The 22,942-nt window shown below is 69.7% G+C and carries 25 protein-coding genes; 12 read left to right on the top strand and 13 right to left on the bottom strand.

The window, feature by feature from the left end:
* Positions 1–8: 8 nt before the first annotated feature.
* Complete coding sequence (locus NDR87_RS18010) at positions 9–1,274, bottom strand: protein kinase (protein WP_308212109.1); 1,266 nt, start codon at positions 1,272–1,274, stop codon at positions 9–11.
* A gap of 106 nt (positions 1,275–1,380) precedes the next feature.
* Here NDR87_RS18010 and NDR87_RS18005 point away from each other — a divergent pair, with 106 nt between their 5' ends.
* The 4 genes from NDR87_RS18005 (at position 1,381) to NDR87_RS17990 (ending at position 5,355) form a co-directional block, all read left to right on the top strand.
* Complete coding sequence (locus NDR87_RS18005; RefSeq protein WP_251914013.1) at positions 1,381–2,151, top strand: deoxyribonuclease IV; 771 nt, start codon at positions 1,381–1,383, stop codon at positions 2,149–2,151.
* 125 nt (positions 2,152–2,276) lie between these two features.
* Entirely contained in the window at positions 2,277–3,194 is a 918-nt protein-coding gene (locus NDR87_RS18000) for a TauD/TfdA family dioxygenase (protein WP_251914014.1), read from the top strand.
* Between the two features lie 20 nt (positions 3,195–3,214).
* Positions 3,215–4,426, top strand: a complete 1,212-nt coding sequence (locus tag NDR87_RS17995; protein ID WP_251914015.1) for a CaiB/BaiF CoA-transferase family protein — start codon at positions 3,215–3,217, stop codon at positions 4,424–4,426.
* Positions 4,423–5,355 carry a hydroxymethylglutaryl-CoA lyase gene (locus tag NDR87_RS17990; protein ID WP_251914016.1) on the top strand — a complete coding sequence of 311 codons (933 nt, stop codon included), beginning with the start codon at positions 4,423–4,425 and terminating at the stop codon, positions 5,353–5,355. Before NDR87_RS17995 ends, NDR87_RS17990 begins: the two co-directional genes overlap by 4 nt.
* Here the strand turns inward: NDR87_RS17990 and NDR87_RS17985 are convergent.
* A complete protein-coding gene (locus tag NDR87_RS17985) occupies positions 5,346–5,771 on the bottom strand; it encodes a pyridoxamine 5'-phosphate oxidase family protein (protein WP_251914017.1) in 426 nt (141 codons plus the stop codon). The genes NDR87_RS17990 and NDR87_RS17985 overlap by 10 nt on opposite strands.
* A gap of 260 nt (positions 5,772–6,031) precedes the next feature.
* Between NDR87_RS17985 and NDR87_RS17980 the strand changes: the two genes are divergently transcribed.
* Both NDR87_RS17980 and NDR87_RS17975 read left to right on the top strand, forming a co-directional pair.
* A complete protein-coding gene (locus NDR87_RS17980) occupies positions 6,032–6,370 on the top strand; it encodes a hypothetical protein (protein ID WP_251914018.1) in 339 nt (112 codons plus the stop codon).
* Between the two features lie 31 nt (positions 6,371–6,401).
* Positions 6,402–7,064 carry a phosphoribosyltransferase family protein gene (locus NDR87_RS17975; protein WP_251914019.1) on the top strand — a complete coding sequence of 221 codons (663 nt, stop codon included), beginning with the start codon at positions 6,402–6,404 and terminating at the stop codon, positions 7,062–7,064.
* On the opposite strand, the gene NDR87_RS17970 is transcribed toward NDR87_RS17975, so the two are convergent.
* Positions 7,061–7,813, bottom strand: a complete 753-nt coding sequence (locus NDR87_RS17970; protein WP_251914020.1) for a TetR/AcrR family transcriptional regulator — start codon at positions 7,811–7,813, stop codon at positions 7,061–7,063. The genes NDR87_RS17975 and NDR87_RS17970 overlap by 4 nt on opposite strands.
* Positions 7,814–7,857: 44 nt before the next feature.
* On the opposite strand from NDR87_RS17970, the gene NDR87_RS17965 reads away from it, so the two are divergent.
* Positions 7,858–9,405: an FAD-dependent monooxygenase gene (locus tag NDR87_RS17965; RefSeq protein ID WP_251914021.1), complete on the top strand. Its 1,548-nt coding sequence runs from the start codon at positions 7,858–7,860 to the stop codon at positions 9,403–9,405.
* 31 nt (positions 9,406–9,436) lie between these two features.
* Complete coding sequence (locus tag NDR87_RS17960; RefSeq protein ID WP_251914022.1) at positions 9,437–9,586, top strand: hypothetical protein; 150 nt, start codon at positions 9,437–9,439, stop codon at positions 9,584–9,586.
* On the opposite strand, the gene NDR87_RS17955 is transcribed toward NDR87_RS17960, so the two are convergent.
* Both NDR87_RS17955 and NDR87_RS17950 read right to left on the bottom strand, forming a co-directional pair.
* Positions 9,571–10,386 carry a GNAT family N-acetyltransferase gene (locus NDR87_RS17955; RefSeq protein WP_251914023.1) on the bottom strand — a complete coding sequence of 272 codons (816 nt, stop codon included), beginning with the start codon at positions 10,384–10,386 and terminating at the stop codon, positions 9,571–9,573. The genes NDR87_RS17960 and NDR87_RS17955 overlap by 16 nt on opposite strands.
* Before the next feature lie 59 nt (positions 10,387–10,445).
* Positions 10,446–10,700, bottom strand: a complete 255-nt coding sequence (locus tag NDR87_RS17950; protein ID WP_251914024.1) for a hypothetical protein — start codon at positions 10,698–10,700, stop codon at positions 10,446–10,448.
* 285 nt (positions 10,701–10,985) lie between these two features.
* On the opposite strand from NDR87_RS17950, the gene NDR87_RS17945 reads away from it, so the two are divergent.
* Entirely contained in the window at positions 10,986–11,663 is a 678-nt protein-coding gene (locus tag NDR87_RS17945; protein WP_251914025.1) for a hypothetical protein, read from the top strand.
* Positions 11,664–11,711: 48 nt separating this feature from the next.
* Here NDR87_RS17945 and NDR87_RS17940 read toward each other — a convergent pair whose 3' ends face one another.
* Both NDR87_RS17940 and NDR87_RS17935 read right to left on the bottom strand, forming a co-directional pair.
* Entirely contained in the window at positions 11,712–12,845 is a 1,134-nt protein-coding gene (locus NDR87_RS17940; RefSeq protein ID WP_251914026.1) for an acyl-CoA dehydrogenase family protein, read from the bottom strand.
* A gap of 9 nt (positions 12,846–12,854) precedes the next feature.
* Positions 12,855–14,027 (bottom strand): acyl-CoA dehydrogenase family protein, encoded by a 1,173-nt coding sequence (locus NDR87_RS17935; protein ID WP_251914027.1) that lies wholly within the window; start codon positions 14,025–14,027, stop codon positions 12,855–12,857.
* Positions 14,028–14,198: 171 nt separating this feature from the next.
* Here NDR87_RS17935 and NDR87_RS17930 point away from each other — a divergent pair, with 171 nt between their 5' ends.
* Positions 14,199–14,951: a hypothetical protein gene (locus tag NDR87_RS17930; protein WP_251914028.1), complete on the top strand. Its 753-nt coding sequence runs from the start codon at positions 14,199–14,201 to the stop codon at positions 14,949–14,951.
* Positions 14,952–14,959: 8 nt separating this feature from the next.
* Here the strand turns inward: NDR87_RS17930 and NDR87_RS17925 are convergent, their stop codons facing one another.
* On the bottom strand, positions 14,960–15,973 hold the full coding sequence (locus tag NDR87_RS17925) for an aldo/keto reductase (RefSeq protein ID WP_251914029.1): 1,014 nt from the start codon (positions 15,971–15,973) through the stop codon (positions 14,960–14,962).
* A gap of 254 nt (positions 15,974–16,227) precedes the next feature.
* The gene (locus tag NDR87_RS17920) at positions 16,228–17,994 is read right to left on the bottom strand and encodes a DEAD/DEAH box helicase (RefSeq protein ID WP_251914030.1); all 1,767 of its coding nucleotides are present in this window, start codon (positions 17,992–17,994) and stop codon (positions 16,228–16,230) included.
* Between the two features lie 64 nt (positions 17,995–18,058).
* On the opposite strand from NDR87_RS17920, the gene NDR87_RS17915 reads away from it, so the two are divergent.
* Both NDR87_RS17915 and NDR87_RS17910 read left to right on the top strand, forming a co-directional pair.
* The gene (locus tag NDR87_RS17915) at positions 18,059–19,051 is read left to right on the top strand and encodes a carbon-nitrogen hydrolase family protein (RefSeq protein WP_286013689.1); all 993 of its coding nucleotides are present in this window, start codon (positions 18,059–18,061) and stop codon (positions 19,049–19,051) included.
* Positions 19,052–19,078: 27 nt separating this feature from the next.
* Entirely contained in the window at positions 19,079–19,729 is a 651-nt protein-coding gene (locus NDR87_RS17910) for a phosphoribosyltransferase (protein ID WP_251914031.1), read from the top strand.
* Between the two features lie 6 nt (positions 19,730–19,735).
* Here the strand turns inward: NDR87_RS17910 and NDR87_RS17905 are convergent, their stop codons facing one another.
* Genes NDR87_RS17905 through NDR87_RS17890 form a run of 4 tightly spaced genes read right to left on the bottom strand, consistent with a single transcriptional unit; the run spans position 19,736 to position 22,844 of the window.
* The gene (locus NDR87_RS17905; protein WP_251914032.1) at positions 19,736–20,494 is read right to left on the bottom strand and encodes an ESX secretion-associated protein EspG; all 759 of its coding nucleotides are present in this window, start codon (positions 20,492–20,494) and stop codon (positions 19,736–19,738) included.
* A complete protein-coding gene (locus NDR87_RS17900; RefSeq protein WP_251914033.1) occupies positions 20,491–21,801 on the bottom strand; it encodes a hypothetical protein in 1,311 nt (436 codons plus the stop codon). Before NDR87_RS17900 ends, NDR87_RS17905 begins: the two co-directional genes overlap by 4 nt.
* The gene (locus tag NDR87_RS17895; RefSeq protein WP_251914034.1) at positions 21,794–22,198 is read right to left on the bottom strand and encodes a hypothetical protein; all 405 of its coding nucleotides are present in this window, start codon (positions 22,196–22,198) and stop codon (positions 21,794–21,796) included. Before NDR87_RS17895 ends, NDR87_RS17900 begins: the two co-directional genes overlap by 8 nt.
* Positions 22,199–22,211: 13 nt before the next feature.
* Positions 22,212–22,844, bottom strand: a complete 633-nt coding sequence (locus tag NDR87_RS17890) for an alpha/beta hydrolase (protein ID WP_251914035.1) — start codon at positions 22,842–22,844, stop codon at positions 22,212–22,214.
* Positions 22,845–22,942: the final 98 nt, after the last annotated feature.

The following is a 22,942-nucleotide window of genomic DNA, read 5'->3' as shown; positions in this document are numbered from 1 at the left end:
ACGTCCGGCTAGGACGCCAGCGCGCCGATGACGGCGAGAACCACCACGACCAGCACGATCGCGCCGATGATGATCGCGATGATCAGACCGGCATTGGACTTGCGGGCAGGCTGGGGCGGATAACCGTAGCCGGGCTGGGGATAGTGCGGGGTCGAGCGGTACACCGGCTGCGGGGGCGGGGTGGCCGAACGGACGGCCGCGGCATGCGGATACGGCGCGGGGCCGACCGTCGGATTCGACGGGCCGGTCGCGGGGCGCGGCGCGGTGCCCCGCGGAGTTCCGGGTGCGGCAGTCCACGGCGCCGACGGCCCGGTGGCCAGCGGAATGCCCTGGCCGGTGCCCGGCGCCATGGCGGGACCCGCCGACATCAGGCGCGGGCCCGTGGTCGGTATGGCCGGACCGGTGTAGGGCCGACCGGCGTGCGGGATGGGCGGGGCGCTCGGCGCGGCGAAGGCGCGCCGCGCCGCCGCGGCGAAATCGGCGCAGGTGTCGAAGCGATCGTCGGCGCGCTTGGACATCGCCTTGGTCAGCACGCCGTCGAGGGCGGGCGGCAGGCCGGGTCGCACACCGCTCAGCACCGGCGGCTGCCCCTGCAGATGACCGCGAATGACCGCCGCGGGATTGGGCGCGGTAAACGGTCCGCTACCGGTGAACAGCCAAAACAGGCTGCACGCCAGGGAGTACTGATCGGAGCGCCCGTCGAGATTGGCCCCGGTGAGCTGCTCCGGCGAGGCGTAGGCCAGCGTCGCGGTAAACGTACCGGTCTGGGTCAGATGGCCGCCGTCGTCGCGCAGCCGGGCGATGCCGAAGTCGGTGAGATAGACCCGCTCCCCGCGCCCAGCGGTCGAGCGCGCCAGCAGCATGTTGCCCGGCTTCACGTCGCGATGCAGCACGCCGTTGCGATGGGCGTAGTCCAGCGCCTCGGCCACCTCGGCGACGATCTGCACGGCCCGCTCCGGCGGCAGCGCCCGCGGATCGACGCTGGCCGCATCGATACCGTCGATGTACTGCATGGAGATCCACAGCTGACCGTCCTCGAGCCCGCGGTCGTAGACGGTGACGATATTCGGATGGTCCAGCTGGGCGACCAGATCGGCCTCGCGTTCGAACCGGGCGCGGATCTCGGTGTCGGCGACCATCTCACGATTGAGCAGCTTCAGCGCGGTCATCCGGGGTAACCGCGGATGTTTCGCCAGATAGACCGACCCCATGCCACCGCGGCCCAGCAACCGCTCGATGACATAGCCAGCGAAGACATCACCGTTGGCCAGCATGCAAGCTCCCACTTCCGTACCGCGCGCGGAAAACACCGAAACCATAGCAGTCCCGCGGACCGAGCCGGGAGATCCGTGTCGGTGCCTACCGATACGCTCTGTGACCATGCGTATTGGGGCACACGTCAGGCAGGACAGTGATCCGATCGGCTTCGGCGAACGGCTGGGCGCCGAGGTCATCCAGATGTTCGTCATCGATCCGCAGGGCTGGGAGAAACCCAAGCCGCACCCGCTGGCCGAGCAGATCAAGGCCAGCCCGATCGATGTGGTGGTGCACTCCTCGTACCAGATCAACGTCGCCAGCACCAACAACCGGTTGCGGATGCCCTCGCGCAACGCGGTGGCCCAGCAGGCGCAGGCGGCCGCCGACCTGGGCGCGTTCGGCCTGGTCGTGCACGGCGGGCATGTGCGCTCCGACGCCGAGATCGAGGCCGGAATCGACAACTGGCGCAAACTGTTCGAGCGGCAGCAGGACAAGGGCGGCTTCGCGGTGCCGATCCTGATCGAGAATACCGCCGGTGGAAATCACGCCATGGCACGGCATTTCGATTCCATCGCCCGGCTCTGGGACGCGGTCGGCGATTACGGCGCCGGTTTCTGCCTGGACACCTGTCACGCCTGGGCGGGCGGGGAGGAGCTCATCGGCGTGGTCGACCGGATCAGGGCGATCACCGGCCGTATCGATCTCGTCCACCTGAATTCCTCTCGCGACGAATTCAATTCCGGGGCCGACCGCCATGCCAATTTCGCCGAGGGCACCATCGATCCGCAGTTGCTGGCCGAGGTCTGCCGGACCGCCGACGCTCCGATCGTGCTGGAAACCCCGGCCGAGGGATTGGCCGACGATCTGGCGTATCTGCGCGAACACGTGAAATAGCTTGCGTTCGGAAGCATTGTCCGGGCGGATGCGGACTTTGTGATCGGGCTGACCGTAATCCTGTCCTCCGGCGGCGCGGCCGTGGTGTTCTCGAATCAGCATTCGGTTCGAGGGAAAGGCCGGGTATGTCAGCCGATTACACCCCGCGAGTGGTCCAGCTCGGCGCCCACATCGGCGCGCGGATCGACGGCGTCCGGCTCGGCGGCGAGCTGCCCGCCGAGACGGTCGCGCTGATCCGCGCGGCGCTGCACGAGCACAAGGTGATCTTCTTCCGCGACCAGCACCATCTGACCGAGGACGGGCAGTACGAGTTCGCCCGGCTGCTCGGCACCCCGACCACCCCGCATCCGACCGTCACCTCGCACGGCGTGCGGAGCCTGGCCATCGACTCCCACCACGGCCGCGCCAACAGCTGGCACACCGATGTCACCTTCGTCGACCGTATTCCGAAGGCGTCGATTTTGCGCGCGGTCGCGCTGCCCGGCTACGGCGGCTCCACCACCTGGGCCTCCACGGTCGCGGCCTACAACTCGCTGCCCGAACCGCTACGGCGCTTGGCCGAGGGCCTGCGCGCCCGCCACACCAACCGGTACGACTACGCCGCCGCCCAGGAGGACTCCCCCGACGCCAATGCCCGCGCCTACCGCACCGAATTCGAGTCGACCTACTACGAGACCGAGCACCCGGTCGTGCGCGTGCACCCCGAAACCGGCGAACGCGCCCTGCTGCTGGGCCATTTCGTGAAGCGCTTCGTCGGCCTGTCCACCTCCGAATCGCAGACCCTGTTCCGCCTGTTCCAGGACCGGGTGACCCGCCTCGAGCACACCACCCGCTGGAACTGGTCCCTCGGCGACGTCGCCATCTGGGACAACCGCGCGACCCAGCACTACGCCATCGACGACTACGACGGCGCCGAGCACCGCAGGCTGACCCGCATCACCCTGGCGGGCGATATCCCGGTCGGCGTGGACGGCGTCGCGAGCACGGTCATCGCGGGCAATGCCGAGCACTACTCGATCGTGGAGGAGGTCGCGGCCGCGTAGCGGCGTGCTTGAATGCGGGCATGGAGATTCGGCCGCTGGACGGGATTCGGGTGCTCGAACTCGGCAACTACATCGCCGCGCCCACCGCCGGGCGCATCCTCGGCGACTTCGGCGCCGAGGTGATCAAGGTCGAACGTCCGAAAACCGGTGACGAGCTGCGCAATTGGCGGCTCTACGGCGGCGACACCTCGATGCTGTACCGCACGGTCAACCGCAACAAGAAATCCATCACGCTGGATCTGCGCACCGAGGCCGGGCACGCGGTGGCGTTGGAGCTGATCCGGCGCTGCGATGTGCTGCTGGAGAACTTCCGTCCCGGCATGCTGGAGAAGTGGGGGCTGGGGCCGCGGGTGCTGGACGCGGCGAATCCGGATCTGGTCATCACCCGCATCTCCGCCTACGGGCAGACCGGGCCGCTGGCGCAGCGCCCGGGTTTCGCGGCGGTGGCCGAGGCGGTCGGCGGGCTGCGCGAGCTGGTGGGCGATCCGGATCGCCCGCCGGTGCGGGTCGGGGTCTCGATCGGCGATTCGATCGCGGGCATCTACGCGGCCTTCGGCACGGTCATGGCGCTGTTCCAGCGCGACCGCGGCGCGGGGCGAATCCCGTTGGAACAGCGCGTGATCGACGTCGCGCTCAACGAATCCATCCTGTCGGTGATGGAATCGCTGGTCCCGGACTATCTCGCCTACGGCATCCGCCGCGAGCGGGTGGGCGGGCGCATGGAGGGCATCGCCCCGAGTAACGCCTACCCCTGCGCCGACGGCACCAGCATCATCATCGGCGGCAACGGCGACGCCATCTACCAGCGCTATATGCGTGTGATCGAGCGTCCCGACCTGGCCGCCGATCCCGAACTGCAGGACAACGCGGGCCGCTGGCGGCACCGCGAACGCCTGGACGCCGCCATCGCCGAATGGACCCGGCGGCACTCCCGCGCCGAGGCGCTGCGGATCCTCGAGGACGCCGCCATCCCGTGCGGCCCGATCTACACCGCCGCCGATATCGTCGACGATCCGCAGTACCGGGCGCGCAACATGATTCAGACGTTCCCGGTCGATGTCGGCGAGGCGGAACCGAAGCAGGTCGGCTTCCCGGGTATCGTCCCGGTGATCGGCGAGCGCTCGCTGCCCATCCGCTCGGTCGGCCCGGATCTGGGTGAGCACACCCGCGAGGTGCTCACGCAGTTGCTGGGCATGTCCGACGCCGAGATCGACGCCCTGGAGAAGTCATGAGCGACAGCGCCGTTGCCCTGCTGCGCGATGTCACCCTGCGCGACGGATTGCAGCTGACCGGTAAGTTGTTGCCCACCGAGCGCAAAGTGGAAATCGTCCGGACCCTGCTCGCGCTCGGCGTCCCGGCCCTGGAGATCGGCTCGATGGCCCGGCCGGATCTGGTGCCGCCGATGGCGAACACCCTCGAGTTGGTCGCCGCGTTGACTCCGCAGGAGCTGCAACGCTGCTGGATATGGGTGGCCACGCCGCGGCAGGTCGAGCGCGCGGCCGCGGCCGGGGTGCGCAATTTCCAGTACTGCCTGTCGGTCTCGGACTCGCACAACCGGGCCAATATCGGCCGCGACACCGAGGCCAGCGTGGCCGCCATGCCGGACGCCATCCGGCTCACGCGGGAGGTCGACGGCGCCATTCAGCTCTGCCTGGCCACGGCGTTCACCTGCCCGTTCGAGGGGGCGGTGGATCCGCGACGGGTACTGGCGATCGCCGCCGATCCGCGCACCGACGGCGCGGCCGACATCGTGCTGGCCGACACCCTCGGACAGGCCCATCCGGCCCAGGTCGGCGGCCTGGTCGAGGCGGTGCGCACGCGCACCCCGCGGCGGCGCATCGTCTTCCACGGCCACGACACGTGGGGTATGGGCGTGGCGAATTCGCTGGCGGCCCTGGCCGCCGGGGCCAGCGTGGTGGACGGCGCGCTCGGTGGGCTGGGCGGTTGTCCCTTCGCGCCCGGCGCCAGCGGTAACACCGCGTCGGAGGATCTGCTGTTCGCCACCCGCCCGCGCTGGTTCACCCCCGCGGCGCTGGCCGGGCTGGTGCGGCTGTCGGAGGCACTGCTCGCGGAACTGGGCGAGCCCAACCGATCTCGCACCGTCGAGGGTGCCCGCTCCGGGGCCAAGGCGTTCGAGTGGGTCGTGCGCGATCAGGCCTGATCGACCTCGACCTTCTCGACCAGCTCGATGCCGGTGACGATATCCGGGCGGATCCGCACGACGCGCCGCCGGACGCCGGGCAGCCAGGGGTCGATCAGCCGCTCGTACCGGGCGACCTCGTCGGGATCGCGTACGGCCTCGGCGGTTCCGGTGAGGATCACGCACCAGCCGAGCTGGGTGTGGTGATCGATGGTGTCGGCCTCGTAGGAGACCACCTGCCGATCCGAATGCAGCGGGACGATGCTCAGATTGGCGTAGATGATCACCTGATCGTCCTCGATCATGTGGTTGACCGGGCGAATGGTGGGGAGCGCGTGCCGGGCGAACACCACCCGGCCGAAACGGACGGTACCGAGCAGTTCGAGCGCGTCGCCATTGGTCAATTCGCGCAGCTCCCGCTCGCCCCGGACCGCCATCTTCCGATTATCCGTCCCGGCGTGCCGATTGGGGCCGGATGCGCCGATCCGAGGACCCTCGAATCGAGCCATCGGCCCGCACCAATGGCGTAATTCCGCTCTGGCCAAAGCATTTCACACATCCGAACCCCTGTGCTCGGGTAGATCATCTCCGTTTCACAACCCGCCACACCAGCAGCGACGTAGAATTGCCAACGTCGTCTTTCCGAGTCCCGAAGTGCGGCTCGCGACCATTGAAGGTTCGCGCCTGTGGAGGAAATGTGGAACCTGCGAACGACGATGAAGGCACGGAATTACCTGTGCCCCAGGGTTTTTTCCATGACGTCTCACCGGACAATCGCACCGAGTTCACCACCCTGAGCGACCGCTTGGTGCGGCATTTGTTCGATGTCGGTCTGCAATTGCATACGCTCCGTGCAGTTTTCGAGCAGCATGACAGCTCCGAACGAGAAATCCGCGCGGCCAGTGACGCGGTGACCGGTCTGCTCGATGATCTGGACATGCTGATCCGCGACGCCGGCCTGGCCGTACTGGTGCTCGAGCGCGAGCCGGAACCTCCCGAACCCCCGCCCCCGATGAGACGCAAACGGCGCAGGTGAGTTTCGTTTTCACGATTTCTCAGGAGGTGTCATGCTCTTCCTCGATCGCCGCGACGCCGGGCGTCGCCTGACCGGTCGCCTGATGGCCTTCCGCGGCCCCGACGTCGTGGTCGTCGGCCTGGCCGGTGGCGGTGTCGCCGTGGCCGCGGAGATCGCGGCGCGGTTGCGGGTGCTACTGGACGTGATGGTCGTGCACGAGCTGCGCCCCGCCCAGTCGCGCCCCGCGTTCGGGGCGATCGCCGAGCACGGCGTGCGGGTGGTGGATCCGGATCGGCTGCGGGCCCTGCCCACTGGCACGGCCGAGCTGACCCGCATCGAGCGCCGGGAACGAGACACCCTGCGCCGCAGGAGCGAACGGTTTCGCGGCGGGCGCCCACACTGCGGGCTGGCCGGGCATACGGTCGTGCTCGTGGACGAATGCCTGGCCGACGCCGCGCGGGCGCGGGCCGCCTGCCGCGCCGCCTACGCCTACGGCGCCATTCGCGTCGTCTACGCCACCCCCGTCGCCTGCACGCCCACCGTGACCGCCCTCGCCGGGGACGCCGACAAGATCGTCTGCCTGCACACCTGCGACCATCTCGACGATATCGCCGAGCACTATCAGGATTTCACCCCGATCGACGACGACCACATCCACGACCTGCTGCGCCATCCGGACAGCCCGACCACCTCGGCGCCGCGCCGCGCCGGTTAGCGCTCGGCGACCCGCGTATTCGCCGACGTCGGCAGTCCCAGGCGCTCGGTCATTCCGTCCAGCAGGCAGGCGAGGGTCCAGGCGATCGGATCGTCCGGGCCCGCACCCGTCTGGGCGCGGAACCAGCGGGCGAAGGCCGGATAGCGGTCATCGGCAAGGATCGGTTCGAGGTATGGGCGGACGGCGGATTGCAGATCGTCCTCGCTGTGTAGGCCGGATCGGGTGCGCATGGCCTGTTCCTCGGCCGCCTGCAGGGCCGCGCCGAAGAGGTGGCCGTCCACCGCGCCGGTGAGCAGGGTCAGCTCGTCGGCGGACAGGCCGAGCGGTTCCAGCAGGGCGAAGCGGAAGTCGAAGTAGCGCAGGGCGTTCGGGCCCAGCGGGGGGCGGGTGTGCACCAGCTCGCCGAACCAGAGGTGGCGCTGGAGCACCGCCCAGGTGTCCAGCGCCAGGCGCTCGAGACCGGTCCGCCAATCGGCCGCGTCCGCCGCGGACAGCGGAATCTCCCCGTACACCGCATCGATCATCAGATCGACCAGTCCGTCCTTACTGCCGACATAGCGATACAGCGACATCGGCGTCGACGCGCCGACGGCCGTGGCGACCCGCCGCATGGTCAGTGCTCGCGCACCCTCCGCATCGGCGATCGTCACTGCGGCGCGCAGGATTTCGGCCCGACTCAGGCTCGTGGTGGGCCGACCGGGCGGTTCGGGCAGAGACCAGACCAGCGGTCCGGGCGCCTCGTCCGTCATGACACCTCCTTGCCGGCATTCAATCATCGATGTACAACGTACACATGATGTACAACGTACACGAACAGCGCGTCCTGATCGTCGGCGGCGGCCTGGTCGGCCTGTCCGCCGCCCTGTTCCTGCGCCACCACGACGTGCCGGTCACGCTGGTGGAACGTCGCGGGAACACCTCACCGCAGCCGAAGGCCCGGCGCATCGACCTGCGCACCATGGAGCTGTTCGGGCAGCTCGGCATCGCCGACGAGGTGCTCGCCGCGGCCGCCGATCTGGCGGACTACCAGGCGATGGCGGCGGGCCCCACGCTGGCGCGGGCCGAGCGGCTACCGTTCACGCTGCCCGGCGGGATGCCGGACTGGGACACCATCACCGCGGCCACGTCCCCGCTGTGCCCGCAGGACACGCTCGAGCCGGTGCTGCGCCGGATGGCCGAGGACCGGGGAGCCGACATTCGATTCGGTGTCGCCTGTACCGAATTCACCGAGGACGCAACGGGAATCACCGCGACACTGCGCGCGGGCGACGGTACGGCCGACCGCATGCGGGCCGACTATCTGATCGCCGCGGACGGGGCCGCGAGCCCCATCCGGCACCGGCTCGGCATCGCCCGCAGCGGGCGCGGCGCGCTCGGCCGGGCGGTCAATGTGTACTTCCGCGCCGATCTCGCGGGGCTGGTGCGCGGCCGGGAGTTCAACCTCTGCCAGATCGACAACGATCGCGTCCCGGGCGCTTTCGTATCGGTGGACGGCCGCTACCGGTGGATCTTCACCAGCATCCGCCACGTCGACGCTCCGGCGGGCGAATGGCCGCACCTGCTGCGGGAGGCCATCGGGGCGCCCGGCATCGAACTCGAGGTGCTCAGCGTATTGCATTGGGAGCCCGGCATGTTCGTGGCCGATCGGTATCGGGTCGGTCGGGTCTTCCTCGCCGGGGACGCCGCCCATGTCATGCCGCCGTACGCCGCCGCGGGCGCCAACACCGGTATCGCGGACGCACACAACCTGGCCTGGAAGCTGGCCCTGGTGCTGCGCGGCGCGGCCGACCCGGCGCTGCTGGACAGCTACCACGACGAACGCCGCCCGATCGGATGGCTGGTCGCCGACCAGTCCAGCATCCGCGTCCCCGATCTGCGCCGGATGTCGGCCGAGTCCACCGACGGCACCCCGCTCGCCGACCCGATCGCGCTGATCCTCGGGACCCGTTATCCGGCAGGCGCTTTCGTGCCCGACGGCAGCACCCACACCCTCGACCGACTCGACCTGACCGGACAGCCCGGCACCCGGTTGCCGCACCGCTTCCTGCCCGACGGGCGCTCCACCCTGGACCTCGTCGGCACCGAGTTCACCCTGCTGACCGGCCCGGACGGCGAACCGTGGCGGCAACCGATCGGGCTGCCGCTCGTGCTTCACGCACTGGATGAATCCTTCTGCGCCACTGTGGGATTGGACCGCACCGGCGCGCTGCTCGTACGCCCGGATCACATCGTGGCCTGGCGGGCACCGACCCGCCCCACCGACCCGGGCCGCGCGCTACGCCGGGCGCTGAACCGGATCGTGCGACCGACCACACCCGCGGAGATATCGACCTCGAGTTGAGTTCGGCATCCAGGTTCGGGTGCGACCTCGAATGCTCACCCGGATCCGTGGGCGGGTGCTCACTCCCGCGGACTTCTCCGAGATCGCCCTGGACGTGCTGGTGCGTCGCGACGAGGCGGGTGGCTGGCGGCCGCGCAGAACAACTCCGATCGATCCGGCGCGCGCCTACTCGAACAGATAGTGCACGAAGTTGTGCACCGGCTCGTAGCCGATCTCCTGATAGATCTTGTTCGAGGTCGGATTGGCCAGATCGGTGAACAGGCACACCCGGGAACCCTTGTCGCGCAACCATTGCGACACATGCGCGGTGAGGGCCGCGGCATAGCCGTTGCGGCGGGCCTCCGGCGGGGTGTAGACCGGGCCGATCCGGCTCCACCCGTAGGCGCGGGCCTGATGCGCGGCCAGCGCGACCGGACGGCCACCGTCCTCCCACAACCACAACCGGCCCAGGGCGATGCGCACCCGGATCGCCGCCCGGTCCAGCCCGACCCCGGTCTCGCGCTGCATATCCCGCAGCCACCGCTCACAGACGTCGAGGTCGGCGTCGACCGCGCGGCGGGCGGTTCCGGAAACCTCGGGCGGCCGCAGCACGCCGAGTCGATACAGGCGGCTGGCGAAGTCCATCCGAAACTTGCTGCCGCGCAGGGCGGACCACCGCTCGGCGAAGACGAGGGCGATACCCGGAGCCGCCTCCACCCCGGGCGTGCCGGGCGCCCGCTCGGCGAAGGCGGTGACCAGCGCGGACACACTCGAATCGGGCACATCGCCCAAATAGACACTGTGACCGCCGGTCTGCATGCCGACCCCCACCACCGCACCGTCGGCGGCTACGGCCGCGAAATGCGCTCGCCCGTCGCTCAGCCCATTGGAGAAGTTCTCCACCGCGGTGGCCACGACCGTGTTCCGCAGCGGATCCCGCGACAGGAACTCCCCGGCGCGGCGGCGGAACTCGACCGGGTCATCGGTCAGCTCGATCCTCATACCGGTTCACGGTAGGCGCGAATACTCCACTCGCCCATGGGTTTACGAAGTGGTCGGCATCAGGCCGAGCCGTGGCCATCGGCGCGCAACTTGAGCAACACCAGCCCCGCGGTGCAGGCCAGGATCAGTCCGGCGACGGTGATCTCCACGCGCAGGCCCGCGATGCCGAGCACCGCGCCGACCACTCCGCCGAGAAAGATCAGCCAGGCCGCGACGCGGGAGACGATCGCCCACCCGGTGCGGCCGGATTCGGTTGCACCCGAATCGTTCTCCGACACCGCACGCAGCGGGGATGTCGAATATGCTCCCATCATCACTCCTCGATAGACGCCACACCCGCCGGGTTTGCGACATTCGCGCTGTCCCTCAAGGCTTTTCAGGCGTCTCACGTGTAACTTTGCTCACACGGTACGTCTCCGTTGCCGAATCTTCACCCGACACGTGCCCGCGACACGCTGATTTAACCATTTCGATATCTGGATCACCGCTGTTTGAGATAGCCGCCGGGTATCTTGCCGACCGACCGGCTTGCCTGGCCCCGAACCCGGGGCCTCGATTAAGGTGAGCCCGACTCGACACAATTGAGGAGCACCACACTCATGGATGGCAGCAGGGCGAGCACGGGGGATCGCGGCGACGAACCCCCACGTCGCCTGACCGCCAAGGTGGCGGGCCCGGCGCTCGCCGCCGGAGCCGTCTCGGTCGGCCTGGTCCTGATCGGATCGTGCGGCCTCGGCCGACAGGACGTCTACGTGCCGCCACCGCCGCTCGCCGCGGATCTGCAGAGCGCACCGTCGGCAAGCTACTCGGGCACCACGACACCCGGCGTCAGCATCCCGCCCTCGCCGACCTGGCGGATAGCGGTCAACCAGCCCCCGCGGCGGACGTTGACCAGCGGCTCGGCCACCACCTCGCCGACGCCTCCGCCGTCGGAGACCACCGACAACCCGCCGATCGGGGCCGAAGGCTCCGCCACCACCGAATCCCCCGCGCCCACCTCGGAACCGCCGCGCTCGGAGCCGAACGAGGATTCGGAGACCCCCACGACCACCAAGAGCCTCCCCGTCACCACCACCACCACCGCTCCCCCGGCCCCGACCACGCATTCCTCCGCTCCCGCCGAGGAACCCACGCTGACTGCCGTCCCGGAGGTCACCACCGAGCCCGCGCCCGCGCCGCCGGAACCCACCTCGGTGGACGCGCCGGTCCCGGTGGCCGCGCCCGACCAGCCGACCGTCACGGTCGAACCGGTGTCAACCCCGCAGGACGGCAACTGAATCCGGCGATTCGGCCGCGCTCGCACACGGCCGAATCGCCAAGGACGTTTACAGCTCGACGAGGTCGTAACGTCCGACTCGCCGGGTGAGGACCTGCAGATGCTCCAGATCCCCGCCGTAGGTGCGCTCGATGGCGGTCAGGCGCGCGGCGTAGTGACTCACCGGATATTCGGTGGTGATGCCGATTCCGCCGTGCATCTGGATGGCCTCCTGCGCGATATGCCGTCCGGACCGGCCGACCTGCAGCCGGGCCCGGGAGACCACGACCGGATCGACCGTGCCGTCGGCCAGCGAGGCGGTGGCGTAGTAGCTCATGCTGCGGCCCAGCTCGAGCGAGACGTACATATTCGCCGCGCGCTGCGACAACGTCTGGAACTTCGACAGCGTCACCCCGAACTGCTTGCGGGTCTTCAGATAGTCGGTGGTCAGCCGCAGCGCCTCGGCCATCGCGCCGACCGCCTCCGCGCACAGTGCGGCCTGGGCCGCGCCGATTCCCGAGGCGATCGATTCGGTGGCGTTGCGGGTGTCACCGAGCAGTTCCGCGGGCGCGGCGGCGAATTCGAGCTGCGCGCCGCGGCGGCCGTCGAAGGTGCGATACGGCTTGCGCACCGCGCCGGGCGCGTCGGCGGCGACCAGGAACAGCCCGATCGCACCGCCGGGCATGGCCGCGCTGACCACCAGCTCGTCCGCGCAATCCCCGTGCGCCACCGGGTTCTTCGTCCCGGTGATCCGGTAGCCGCCGTCGTCGGGATCGACCGCGGCGGTGGTGGAGATCTCGGTGGCGGGCCAGCGCGAACCCGGCTCCTCGTGCGCGAAGGCCAGCAGCCTGGCCCCGCTCACCAGCTCCGGCAGCACGCGACGGCGCTGTTCGGCCGTGCCGACCCGGGCGACCAGACCGCCGGGCAGCAGCACCGCGTCCAGCAGCGGCTCGGGCGCGAGGCGGCGGCCGAACTCCTCGAGCACCACCATGGTCTCGACCGGTCCGGCGCCCAAGCCGCCGTCCTCCTCGCTGAAACTCAGTCCCAGCACGCCCAATTCGGCCAGCTGACCCCAAACCTCCCGGCTCCAGCCGAGATCGGTGTCGAGCACCTTCAGCCGTGACTCCGGATCGTAGGCCCGACCGAGCAGGTCACGAACCGTGTCGCGCAGCATGCCCTGTTCATCGGTGAGTTCGAAATCCATTGCTGCGCCTCACAATCCGAGAATGGTGGAGGCGATGATGGTGCGCTGCACCTCGCTCGAGCCCCCGTAGATGGTGGTCTTGCGGTAGTTCAGATACCCGGGACCGCTGCGCTGAGCCCAGTCCGGCGCGGCGATGCCATCGGCATCCACCGGCAACGCGTCCGGGCCCGCGATGTCCAACAGCAGTTCGGTGGCGGCCTGCTGCAGTTCGGAACCGCGCAGTTTCAGCACCGACGACGCCGGATTCGGCCGCCCCTCGCTGGAATTGGCGACCACCCGCAGCAGGGTCAGCTCCAGCGCCAGCAACTCGTTCTCCAGTTCGGCGACGCGGGCGGCGAACAGCGGATCCTCGAGCAGGGTGCCGTTACCCGACTTCGTCTGCGCCGCATACTCCTTCGCGACCGCGAGCTTCACCTTGGTGCGGCCGACGCCGGTGATGCCGGTACGCTCGTTGCCGAGCAGGTATTTGGCGTAGGTCCAGCCCATGTTCTCCTCGCCGACCAGCTGATCGGCGGGGACCCGGACATTGGAGAAGAAGACCTCGTTCACCTCGTGATGGCCGTCGATCAGTTTGATCGGGCGGATGGTGACACCCGGGGACTTCACGTCGAACAGCAGCAGCGAGATGCCCGCCTGCTTCTTGGGCGCCTGCGGATCGGTGCGCACCAGGCAGAAGATCCAATCGGCGTACTGGGCCAGGGTGGTCCAGATCTTCTGGCCGTTGACGATATAGGAGTCACCGTCGCGGACCGCGGTGGTGCGCAGCGAGGCCAGATCCGATCCGGCGTCGGGCTCGGAGAAGCCCTGGCACCACCAGATGTCGAGCGCGGCCGTCGGCGGCAGGAAACGCTCCTTGAGCTCCTGGGAACCGAATTGCGCGATCACCGGGCCGATCATGTTGGCGTTGAAGGTCAACGGCTCGGGGACGCAGGCCAGCTGCAGTTCGTCCTCCCAGATGTGGCGCTGCACGGGAGTCCACGCCTTGCCACCCCACTCGACCGGCCAGTTCGGCACCGCCAGGCCGTGCTCGTGCAGGATCTTGTGCGAGGTGACGATGTCGTCGCGGGAGAGTTCACGACCGTATTTGACCTTGTCGCGAATCCGGGCCGGAATCTTGGTCCGGTAGAGCTCACGCAGCTCGTCCCGGAAGGTCACCTCGTCGGGTGACAGGGCAAGTTTCATGGGTGTCTCCCACCGTGTTCGGGTATCCGATATCAAACTTACCCCCCGGTAATCAGGGGTTGTCGGATGGATCACAGCATTTCACAGCGGCCGGTCGCGTGACCGAAACCGCACGGCCGGTCACGGACTGGTACCTTGCTCGGAGGTAGTTCACGACAAGGAGCACGACGAGTGACCGGCAGGACCATCGCGCGCCTGGCCGCGACCGCGGCCGCCCTCGGGATCGGCGTGGCGGCGACGCTCGGCAGCGCCACCGCCGAACCCGCGAAATCCCCGCTCGACACCGCGATCGAACGGCTGACCACCGCCGCGGGCCCCGATCCGGCCGCCCGCGCGGGTGTCGAATCGACGGCCAAGGCCGCCCGGCTGATCACCGCCGTGCGCTTGGAGCACATCGCGGGCGGCTTCACCCCGTTCGCGTATCAGGCGCCGACCATTGGCTGCGGCAACGGTTTCGTCACCCTGACGGCAGCCTCGGGCGTCTCCGGTGAGCCCGGCCCGAACCACGGCATCGCCGGTCACGGCCCCGGCACCCTGCGGTTCCAGGCCACCCCGGCCGTGACCGGCTTCCCGATCGCCTCCGGCCTGACCGTGGCCTGGCTCAATGTCTCCAACGGCCGCAGCGGTATCGACCCGCTCGACGATGTGAGCGAATACAAGCTGCCCGGACTGTCGAGGACGGTCGAGACCGGCGCGGGCACCGTCGTCGCGTCGCTGTGGGGCACGGTCAACTATCCCACCTCGCTGTGCGTGGTGACCCCGACCGTCGGGATGTTCACCGTCACCGACGATCCGGTGCCCAGCCAGGATCCGAATGCGGCTCCCGCACAACCGGTTCCGGATGCGAGCGCCCCCGGCGCGCCGGGCACGAATTCCGAGGGCAAGCGGATCATCCCGCCGGGCGGGGATACGCCGATCAACTGAGCCGCGGCTCAGGCATCCACCCGGTTGGCGTGCTCGCCGAAGACGTGTTGGGCGTTGGCCGTGAGGAATTCGACGGGGAAGCCCACATGGAAGGCCATCGCGTCCTCCAGGATCTTCACCGCGTCGGCGGGCAGGTCCACATCGAGGCAGCCGAGATTCTCCCGTAGCTGATCGAGGGTGCGCGCGCCGATGATCGGATGTACGGCCGGGGAGTGCACGCGGGTCCAGGCCAGCGCCACCTGGGCCGGTGTATATCCCAGTTCATCGGCCACGCGCTGCACCGCCCGCGCGACGGCGAGTTCCTGCGGACAGATGGCCGACGACGCCAGCCGCGCCTGGTCGCCGGGGCCCTCCGGGCGGGTGTACTTTCCCGACAGCACGCCCGAGCCCAGTGGGCTCCAGGCCGCCACGGTCATGCCGAAAGACTCTGCCATGGGCAGCAATTCGCGTTCGATATCGCGATTGATCAGGCTGTAGGGCGCCTGCAGGGCGGCGAAGGCGCTCAGCCCGCGCCATTCGGCCAGCGTATTGGCCCGGGCCACCACCCACGACGGCGCGTCCGAAATGCCCACGTACAGTACCTTTCCCGAGCCCACCACGTCGTCGAGGGCCCGCATGGTCTCCTCGATCGGCGTGTGCCGGTCCCACATGTGCACCCAGTACAGGTCCACGTAATCGGTGCGCAGCCGCCGCAGGCTGGTCTCCAGGGACAGCCGCAGATTCTTGCGATGATTGCCCGCCGCGTTCGGATCGGACGGATCGCGCGTCACGGTGTACTTACTGGACACCACGAACCGATCGCGCCGCTCCCCCAGCAACTGCCCGAGGAATTCCTCGCTCTCGCCCCCGCGATAGCTCACCGCGGTATCCACGACATTTCCGCCCGCGTCCGCATAGGCGTCCACGATCCGGCGACACTCCCCGAGCGAGGCACCCGCCCCACCCCGCTCCCCAAAGGTCATGGCACCCAAAAACAATTCGGACACCCGCAGCCCGGTACTCCCCAGCAACCGATACCGCATGGCCGTTTTCCTCTCAGCCCGCCGATGGGAATTCAATGTTCAACCCTCGAGCGCCCCGGAGGCAACCACTCACACGACCAACCCACCCACGGAGGCAACCACTCACACGACCCAACCCCACCCACGGAGGCAGCCACTCATACGACCCACTCCCCCACGGAGGCAACCACTCACACGACCAACCCTGTGCACCCGAGCGGCCAACCCTCACCCACCCGAGCGGCCAACCCTCTTGTACCCGAGCGCAGCGAGGGTCAGGCGCGCGGCTTGCGGCGCTCCGGGCGCTTGTTGTCGCGGCGGTGGCCGCGGGTCAGGGTGCGGTGGTTCGGCGGGCCCTGGTCGAGCTGGAGCTGGATCAGCTGGCCGCTGATTCGGGTGCGGCGCAGGGCCTCCAGGGTTTCCTGAGGCAGGTCCGCGGGGAGTTCGACCAGGCTGTGGTCGGGGCGGATGCTGATGTGGCCGAAGTCGCTGCGGCGCAGGCCGCCCTCGTTGGCGATGGCGCCCACGATGGCGCCGGGCACGACGCGGTGGCGCTTGCCGACCGAGATGCGGTAGGTGGCCATCTCCGCGCCGGTGCCGCGGTGGGTGCTGGTCGCGCCCGGCTCGCGGCGGCGCTCGTCGAAGTTGCGCGGAGCGCGTTCGCGCCGTTGCGGTTCCGGCTCGGCCTCCATGAAGAAGTTGTCGCCGTCGTGTCCGCCCACGGCCAGCGCCGCGGCGATATCGGCCAGCGGGATGTTGTGCTCGGCCTCGTAGTCCTCGATCAGCTTGCGGAACAGCGGCAGATTGTCCGAGGCGAGATTCTCGGTGATGGCATCGTGGAACTTCACCACCCGCTGCGCGTTCACATCGTCCACACTCGGCAGCTGCATCTCGGTCAGCGGCTGGCGGGTGGCGCGCTCGATGGCGTCGAGCAGCCGTCGCTCCCGCGGCGCGACGAACAGCAGCGCCTCACCGCTGCGGCCCGCGCGGCCCGTACGGCCGATGCGGTGCACATAGGACTCGGTGTCGTGCGGGATGTCGTAGTTGACCACATGCGAGATGCGATCCACGTCCAGTCCGCGGGCGGCCACATCGGTGGCGACCAGGATGTCCAGCGTCCCCGACTTGAGCTGACCGATGGTCCGCTCACGCTGATTCTGCGCGATATCGCCGTTGATGGCCGCGGCCGAATAACCGCGCGCCCGCAACTTCTCGGCCAGCTCCTCGGTGGCCTGCTTGGTGCGGACGAAGATGATCATCGCCTCGAACGGCTCGACCTCGAGGATGCGGGTCAGCGCGTCCAGTTTGCGCTGATGCGATACGTGCACCCAGCGCTGGGTAATGTTGGTGTTGGTGGTCGTCTTGGTCTTGACCGTGATCTCGACCGGATTCTTCAGGTACTGCTTGGAGATCTTGCGGATCGCACCCGGCATGGTCGCCGAGAACAGCGCCACCTGCTTGTCGGCCGGGGTGTCGGCGAGGATGCGCTCCACGTCCTCCTGGAAGCCCATCTTGAGCATCTCGTCGGCCTCGTCCAACACCAGATACCGCAGCTGCGACAGATCCAGCGTGCCGCGCTCGAGGTGATCGATGACCCGGCCCGGGGTGCCCACCACCACCTGCGCGCCGCGGCGCAACCCCGACAGCTGCACGGCGTAGTTCTGCCCGCCGTACACCGGCAGCACGTGCACTCCCGGCAGATGCGACGAGTACCGCTCGAACGCCTCGGCCACCTGGATCGCCAGCTCGCGCGTCGGCGCGAGCACCAGCGCCTGCGGCGCCTTGGCCTTACCCTCGAGACCCATCAGGATCGGGATCGCGAACGCGGCGGTCTTGCCGGTACCCGTCTGCGCCAGACCGACGACATCGGCCCCGCTCAGCAGCGGCGGAATCGTCGCCGCCTGAATCGGCGAGGGAGATTCGTAGCCGACATCGGCGATGGCCGCGAGAATGCGGTCATCGATACCGAGATCGGCGAAGGACGGGTCGGCTGCGTCCCTCTCATCGTCGTGGGCCACGCTGTCGACCGGTGAGGTGCTCATATTGACCAGCAGTTTAATGCCTTGTAGTGGTCGCCCCGACCATCGGGCCAATACGGTGAGACGTATGCAACCCCAGCAGCCGCCCGTGCGCTCCGTCTCAGACCCGCTCACCGGCACGTCGGCGCAGCCCGTGCGCGGGACCGTTCCGGCCATCGTGGTCAGCGGTTCCGCGATCACGGCGGGTGACGTGGCACCCGCCGCGGGTACCGAACTCGCCCCCGCGCCCGAGCCCGCTCCCGCGCCCGGCCCGACGCGCGCGGTGGACGTGGCCGTGGTGCAGTTCGACCCGTATGTCGACAAGGACGCGAATCTGGCCATGCTGCGCGAGCATGTGCGGGCCGCGGCGGAGTACGGGGCGCGGGTGGTGGTCGCGCCGGAGTATTCGATGTTCGCGGTGTCGCGGCTGGATCAGCGGGTGGTCGAGGCGGCCGAGCCGATCACCGGGGCCTGGGTGAGCGGGTTGCGGGGGCTGGCGGCGGAATTCGGGGTGCATCTGGTGGCCGGGGTGGTGGAGGCGCCGGGTGGGGCGGAGCCGGGGCGGGTCTACAACACCCTGGTAGCGGCGGGGCCCGATGCGGAGTTCGTGGCGGTGTATCGCAAGGTGCATCTGTACGACGCGTTCGGGTTCCGGGAATCGGATATGGTGCTGGCGGGTGAGATCGCCGATCCGGCGACGTTCACCGTCGAGGGTGTGACCTTCGGCCTGCAGACCTGTTTCGATCTGCGCTTCCCGGAGGGCTGCCGACGCGTGGCGGCCGCGGGCGCGCATGTGCTGCTGCTTCCGGCGCAGTGGATTCCGGGCCCGGCGAAGGTCGATCAGTGGGCCACGCTGCTGCGGGCACGGGCCATCGAGAACACCGTCTACGTCGCCGCCGCCGACCACGCGACGCCGCGCGGCGCGGGTTCGTCGATGATCGTCGATCCGATGGGCACCGTGCTCGCCGAACTCGGCGAGGCCCCCGGCATCGCCACCGCCCGCGTCGACCTCGACCACCTCGAACAGATCCGCACCACGAATCCCAGCCTTTCGCTGCGCCGTTTCACCATCGGGCCCTAGTGCGAGCCAACTAGACTGGGCAGCACAATGATCTATCCCGATCGGGTCGCCGCCGGTCGCGCGCTGGGTGGGTCGCTGACGCACCTGCGGGCGGCTGATCCGCTGGTGCTGGGACTGCCGCGCGGGGGCGTTCCGGTGGCGGCGGCGGTGCGATCGGTGATCGGCGGGGATCTCGATGTGCTGCTGGTACGCAAGCTGGGCGTGCCGTGGCAGCCGGAGCTGGCCATGGGCGCGATCGGGGAGGGCGGCATCCGGGTACTCAACGACGACGTCGTGCGCCACACCGGCGTGCGGCCGGAGCAGCTGGCGGCCATCGAGGAACGCGAACGCGCGGAACTCGAACGCCGCCAACGGGTACTGCGCGCCGAGCTGGCACCCGTTCCGCTGAAGGACCGCACCGCGGTGATCGTCGACGACGGCATGGCCACCGGTGCGACGGTCGTCGTGGCCTGCGAGATCGCCCGCCTGCACGAGCCGCGCCGGATCGCCGTCGCCGTCCCGGTCTCCTCCATCGAGGCCCTGCGTCGCGTCGAACGGCTGGCCGACGAGGTGGTCTGCCCCTTCGTGCCGCGCATCCTCGGCGGCGTCGGCGGGGCCTACGACGACTTCCATCAACTCGAGGACGCCGAGGTTATCGCGCTGCTGCGCCCCGACCCGACCGAATCGACAGAGCGGTAACCGAATTCACCAGTGCGCGCCGTCGGCGATCAACCGCTCGGCGGCGGTGATCATCGGGCGCAGTTGAGCGGTGAACGCCTCCGCGGTCACCGGGACGATATCGACCTCGGCGCGCGTGCGGACGGCGTAACGGCCGTCGCCCGCCACATCGATCCAGCACAGCACACCGAGCGGGCGGACCGTATCGTCGGCGCGCCGGGCCGAGACCACGATCTGACCGATACCATCGCGCGGCTGTTTCAACAGCCGTCGCATCCGCGCCGATGTCGACGGACCGGCGACCGGCACGGTCACCAGATCCCGGCTGTCCTCGCGTACCCGGTCCAGCGGCGCGGTGTGCCGTGGCGCGCCGCCCGGACCGTTTTCGGGCAGTACCGAAACCACCCGCGCCGCAAAGGTTTTCGAGTTGCCGACGAACAGCCGCACCTCGCCCCCGCGATCCGGGCTGTCCCCGGCGCGCTGCGCCGCTACCACCGTCACGTGTCCGGCCGCGGCGCCGAGCACCCGCACCGGACGCGAATCCGGCCGCGGCCCCTGCGCGCCGAACACCTCCACCCGGATGGTCGGGCGCGCCAGCACCCGCAGCGCCGCCTCCAGATCGGGATCCAGGACGCGCGCACACCACTCGTTCAACTCCGGCAGCTGTTTGGCCCGCTCGTCGCTGGTCCGGGCGGACAGCCGCACCGCGAGTGGATACGGGATGCGGTCACCGTCGGTGCGGTCCCAGGCCAGTGCGAACTGATCGGGGGTGAGGGTCCATCTCACTCCTCCGCCCATTCCCCTAGAACGGGCGGCGTGGTCGGATCCAGGCGGCCCACCAACTCACCGCCGGGCTCGGCTGGTTCCAGAAAGGTCGGCTCGTCGAAGTCGGAGTAGTACTCCTCGTCGTCCTCGTCGGCGAGGCGGGCGGGTTTGGACCGCACCGGCGGCGCGGAATTCGGCCGCAGCGCATCACCGCTCGCGGCGAGGGCGCCACCCGCCAGCCCACCGACGACGCCCGCGCCCATGCCGCCGATGGCGTCGGTGCTCGCGTCGCGGCGATCGTCACGCTCGGCGCGCTTGCGCTGGTTCTCGGATTCGGCCGAGGCGAGGCGAGTCATCGGGGCGGCGACGACCGACGCGCCCGCGGGCACCGGAGCGATCGGTGACGTGGCCGAAACTGGCTGCGAGGCAACGCCATTGGTTGAGAAAACGGTCTCCGAAGCGGTCGCGGGCGGGACCACCGCAGCGGAGGCGGCGGCCGGAGCGGCGGCCGGAGCGGGAGCGGCGGGAGCGATCGCGGCGGCCGGAGCGGTCGCTGACATCGAGCCATGGTCCCCGGCCCACGCGTTCTCCGGCTCCGTCACGGCGGGCTCGGCGGCCCCCGAGTACGCCGCGGTCTCCGACAGCTCCCCGTGCCGCGCCTCGACCCGCGCCCCGGAGCCCGGCCCCATCGCATCGGCCGAACCACCGCCCGGCGCGGTCGGATCGGGCGGACCCTCCACCATGACCGGCTGCGGATACATGCCGTCCTCACGGAAGGCGGGAACCCCGCTGCCGGTCGGCAGGAAGGTCTCGGCATAGATCGAATTCATCACCCGCACCGCGTCCAGGCGCAGACTCTCCGCGGCCTTCTGCAGCGCCACATTGGCGGTGGCCCGCTTGGGATCCAGCAGCGCCGCCTCGAGATCGGGCTGATTCACCACCGGCTGTGACAGCGCCGCCCGCAGCGCCTCGGCCGCGTCGTTGGCCTGCCCGAGCCGCTGTCCGACCACGCCCATCACATCGGAAAGGTGCTGGCCCAGCTCCTCGAACGACTGCACCGCACCCGCGGCCGATTCGGCGGCCGGACCACGCCAGCCGTCGGCGATGGCGCCGCGGATCTCGGCATGCGCCTGCCGCACCGCCTCGGCCACGCCGATCGCCGCGCTCTGCCAGGTCTGGCGGCCCAGGGTGAGCACATCCGGCTTGAGCTGTGCCACACCGTGATAGATCTCGTCGTAGCTGAGGTGCTCGAACACCTCGCAGTTCGGCGCGTAGTCCGGATCGCAGGCCTCGCCACCCGTCCGCCGCCCGCCGCCGACCTCACGCATGGCCCACCCCCACCGAACCGATCCGGGCCAGCGTAGCGGCCACCTCGGCATCGCGCTGCTCGTAGGCGGTCCCCGCCGCGCGCAGCGTCTGGGCAAGCTGGCGGGCCGCATCGGCGTACTCCTGCAGCCGCGCCAGCGCGTCGGCCGCCTTGCCCTCGAATCCGCGCCGCAGCGAATTGCCGGATTCGAAACCGCCGAAGCCGGGTAGATTCGCGGCCGCCCGCAGCGCGCCGAGCTGATGTTCGACCTGGTCGGCCAGCAGCTCGTAGCGGCGCGCGCAGCGCTCGTGGGTGCCCTCGGCGACGAGCACACCGTCGATCCACAGCTCGCCCTCGTCGACCGCCTGCGTCAGGGCCGCGACGTCGCCGCGCAGATCCCCATCCTGTTGCGACTGCACCGGTCCCCCTTTCTCATGCTCGGTTCACCTCGACTCCGCGCCATTCGGCGCGGACGCCGTCGATCCACTCCGCGATGTCGGCCGTGACCCGTGCGTGTACCGGCTCGTGCAGGAGATCGTGCCCGGCATCGGCATATTCGCGCAACCCTACCGACCGCTGCCGTGCCGTCCACTGCCGTATCGCATCGATCGGGCAGCGGCGGTCGTCGACGCCGTGCAGCGCCAGCACCGGCGGCCGCGCCGGAAGTTCGGGGCAGGACGCGGCCGCCCGGGTCGGGGTGCCGGTGAGCACCAGGCCCGCGCAGTCGATTCCGGCGGCCAGCGCGGTGGCCGCGCCGAGCGAATGTCCGACCACGAACAGCGGCGTCCCGGCGCGCTCGGCCCGCAGCAGCTCGGCCAGTCCGCGCGCGTCGGGGGCCAGTTCGGCGGGGGTGCCGGGCGCGGCCGGATCGCCCTCGCTCAGGCCCTGACCCGGCACGTCCAGCGCCCAGGTCTCGATGCTTCGCGCGCCCAGCGCCCGCGCGAAGCGGTGGTAGTGGGCGCTGTGCTGGCCGGTTCCCGGAAACAGCGCCACCACCGCCACCGGCTCGGCCACCGGCCAGATCCGGTAGTGCAGCCGACCGCGGGCACCCTCGAAAAACGGCATACCGCAATCATTTCACCGCCGACCGGCGCGATATCCCGGCTCGCCCGAATTCCTTCCGTTCGGTCGGACCCGCGACACGCCCCCCTCGCACCGCGCCC

Source organism: Nocardia sp. CDC159, assembly GCF_023740735.1.
Classification (GTDB): domain Bacteria; phylum Actinomycetota; class Actinomycetes; order Mycobacteriales; family Mycobacteriaceae; genus Nocardia; species Nocardia pulmonis.
This window is presented reverse-complemented; position numbering and strand designations above follow the sequence as displayed.

Coding starts and splice junctions, on each gene's coding strand:
- NDR87_RS17920 (WP_251914030.1), bottom strand. CDS start 17,994: ATGAGCACCTCACCGGTCGACAGCGTGGCCCACGACGATGAGAGGGAC.
- NDR87_RS17955 (WP_251914023.1), bottom strand. CDS start 10,386: ATGAGGATCGAGCTGACCGATGACCCGGTCGAGTTCCGCCGCCGCGCC.
- NDR87_RS17925 (WP_251914029.1), bottom strand. CDS start 15,973: ATGCGGTATCGGTTGCTGGGGAGTACCGGGCTGCGGGTGTCCGAATTG.
- NDR87_RS17910 (WP_251914031.1), top strand. CDS start 19,079: ATGATCTATCCCGATCGGGTCGCCGCCGGTCGCGCGCTGGGTGGGTCG.
- NDR87_RS18000 (WP_251914014.1), top strand. CDS start 2,277: ATGTCAGCCGATTACACCCCGCGAGTGGTCCAGCTCGGCGCCCACATC.
- NDR87_RS17915 (WP_286013689.1), top strand. CDS start 18,059: ATGCAACCCCAGCAGCCGCCCGTGCGCTCCGTCTCAGACCCGCTCACC.
- NDR87_RS17970 (WP_251914020.1), bottom strand. CDS start 7,813: ATGACGGACGAGGCGCCCGGACCGCTGGTCTGGTCTCTGCCCGAACCG.
- NDR87_RS18005 (WP_251914013.1), top strand. CDS start 1,381: ATGCGTATTGGGGCACACGTCAGGCAGGACAGTGATCCGATCGGCTTC.
- NDR87_RS17890 (WP_251914035.1), bottom strand. CDS start 22,844: ATGCCGTTTTTCGAGGGTGCCCGCGGTCGGCTGCACTACCGGATCTGG.
- NDR87_RS17950 (WP_251914024.1), bottom strand. CDS start 10,700: ATGATGGGAGCATATTCGACATCCCCGCTGCGTGCGGTGTCGGAGAAC.
- NDR87_RS17965 (WP_251914021.1), top strand. CDS start 7,858: ATGATGTACAACGTACACGAACAGCGCGTCCTGATCGTCGGCGGCGGC.
- NDR87_RS17900 (WP_251914033.1), bottom strand. CDS start 21,801: ATGCGTGAGGTCGGCGGCGGGCGGCGGACGGGTGGCGAGGCCTGCGAT.
- NDR87_RS17975 (WP_251914019.1), top strand. CDS start 6,402: ATGCTCTTCCTCGATCGCCGCGACGCCGGGCGTCGCCTGACCGGTCGC.
- NDR87_RS17940 (WP_251914026.1), bottom strand. CDS start 12,845: ATGGATTTCGAACTCACCGATGAACAGGGCATGCTGCGCGACACGGTT.
- NDR87_RS17990 (WP_251914016.1), top strand. CDS start 4,423: ATGAGCGACAGCGCCGTTGCCCTGCTGCGCGATGTCACCCTGCGCGAC.
- NDR87_RS17935 (WP_251914027.1), bottom strand. CDS start 14,027: ATGAAACTTGCCCTGTCACCCGACGAGGTGACCTTCCGGGACGAGCTG.
- NDR87_RS18010 (WP_308212109.1), bottom strand. CDS start 1,274: ATGCTGGCCAACGGTGATGTCTTCGCTGGCTATGTCATCGAGCGGTTG.
- NDR87_RS17985 (WP_251914017.1), bottom strand. CDS start 5,771: ATGGCGGTCCGGGGCGAGCGGGAGCTGCGCGAATTGACCAATGGCGAC.
- NDR87_RS17960 (WP_251914022.1), top strand. CDS start 9,437: ATGCTCACCCGGATCCGTGGGCGGGTGCTCACTCCCGCGGACTTCTCC.
- NDR87_RS17995 (WP_251914015.1), top strand. CDS start 3,215: ATGGAGATTCGGCCGCTGGACGGGATTCGGGTGCTCGAACTCGGCAAC.
- NDR87_RS17945 (WP_251914025.1), top strand. CDS start 10,986: ATGGATGGCAGCAGGGCGAGCACGGGGGATCGCGGCGACGAACCCCCA.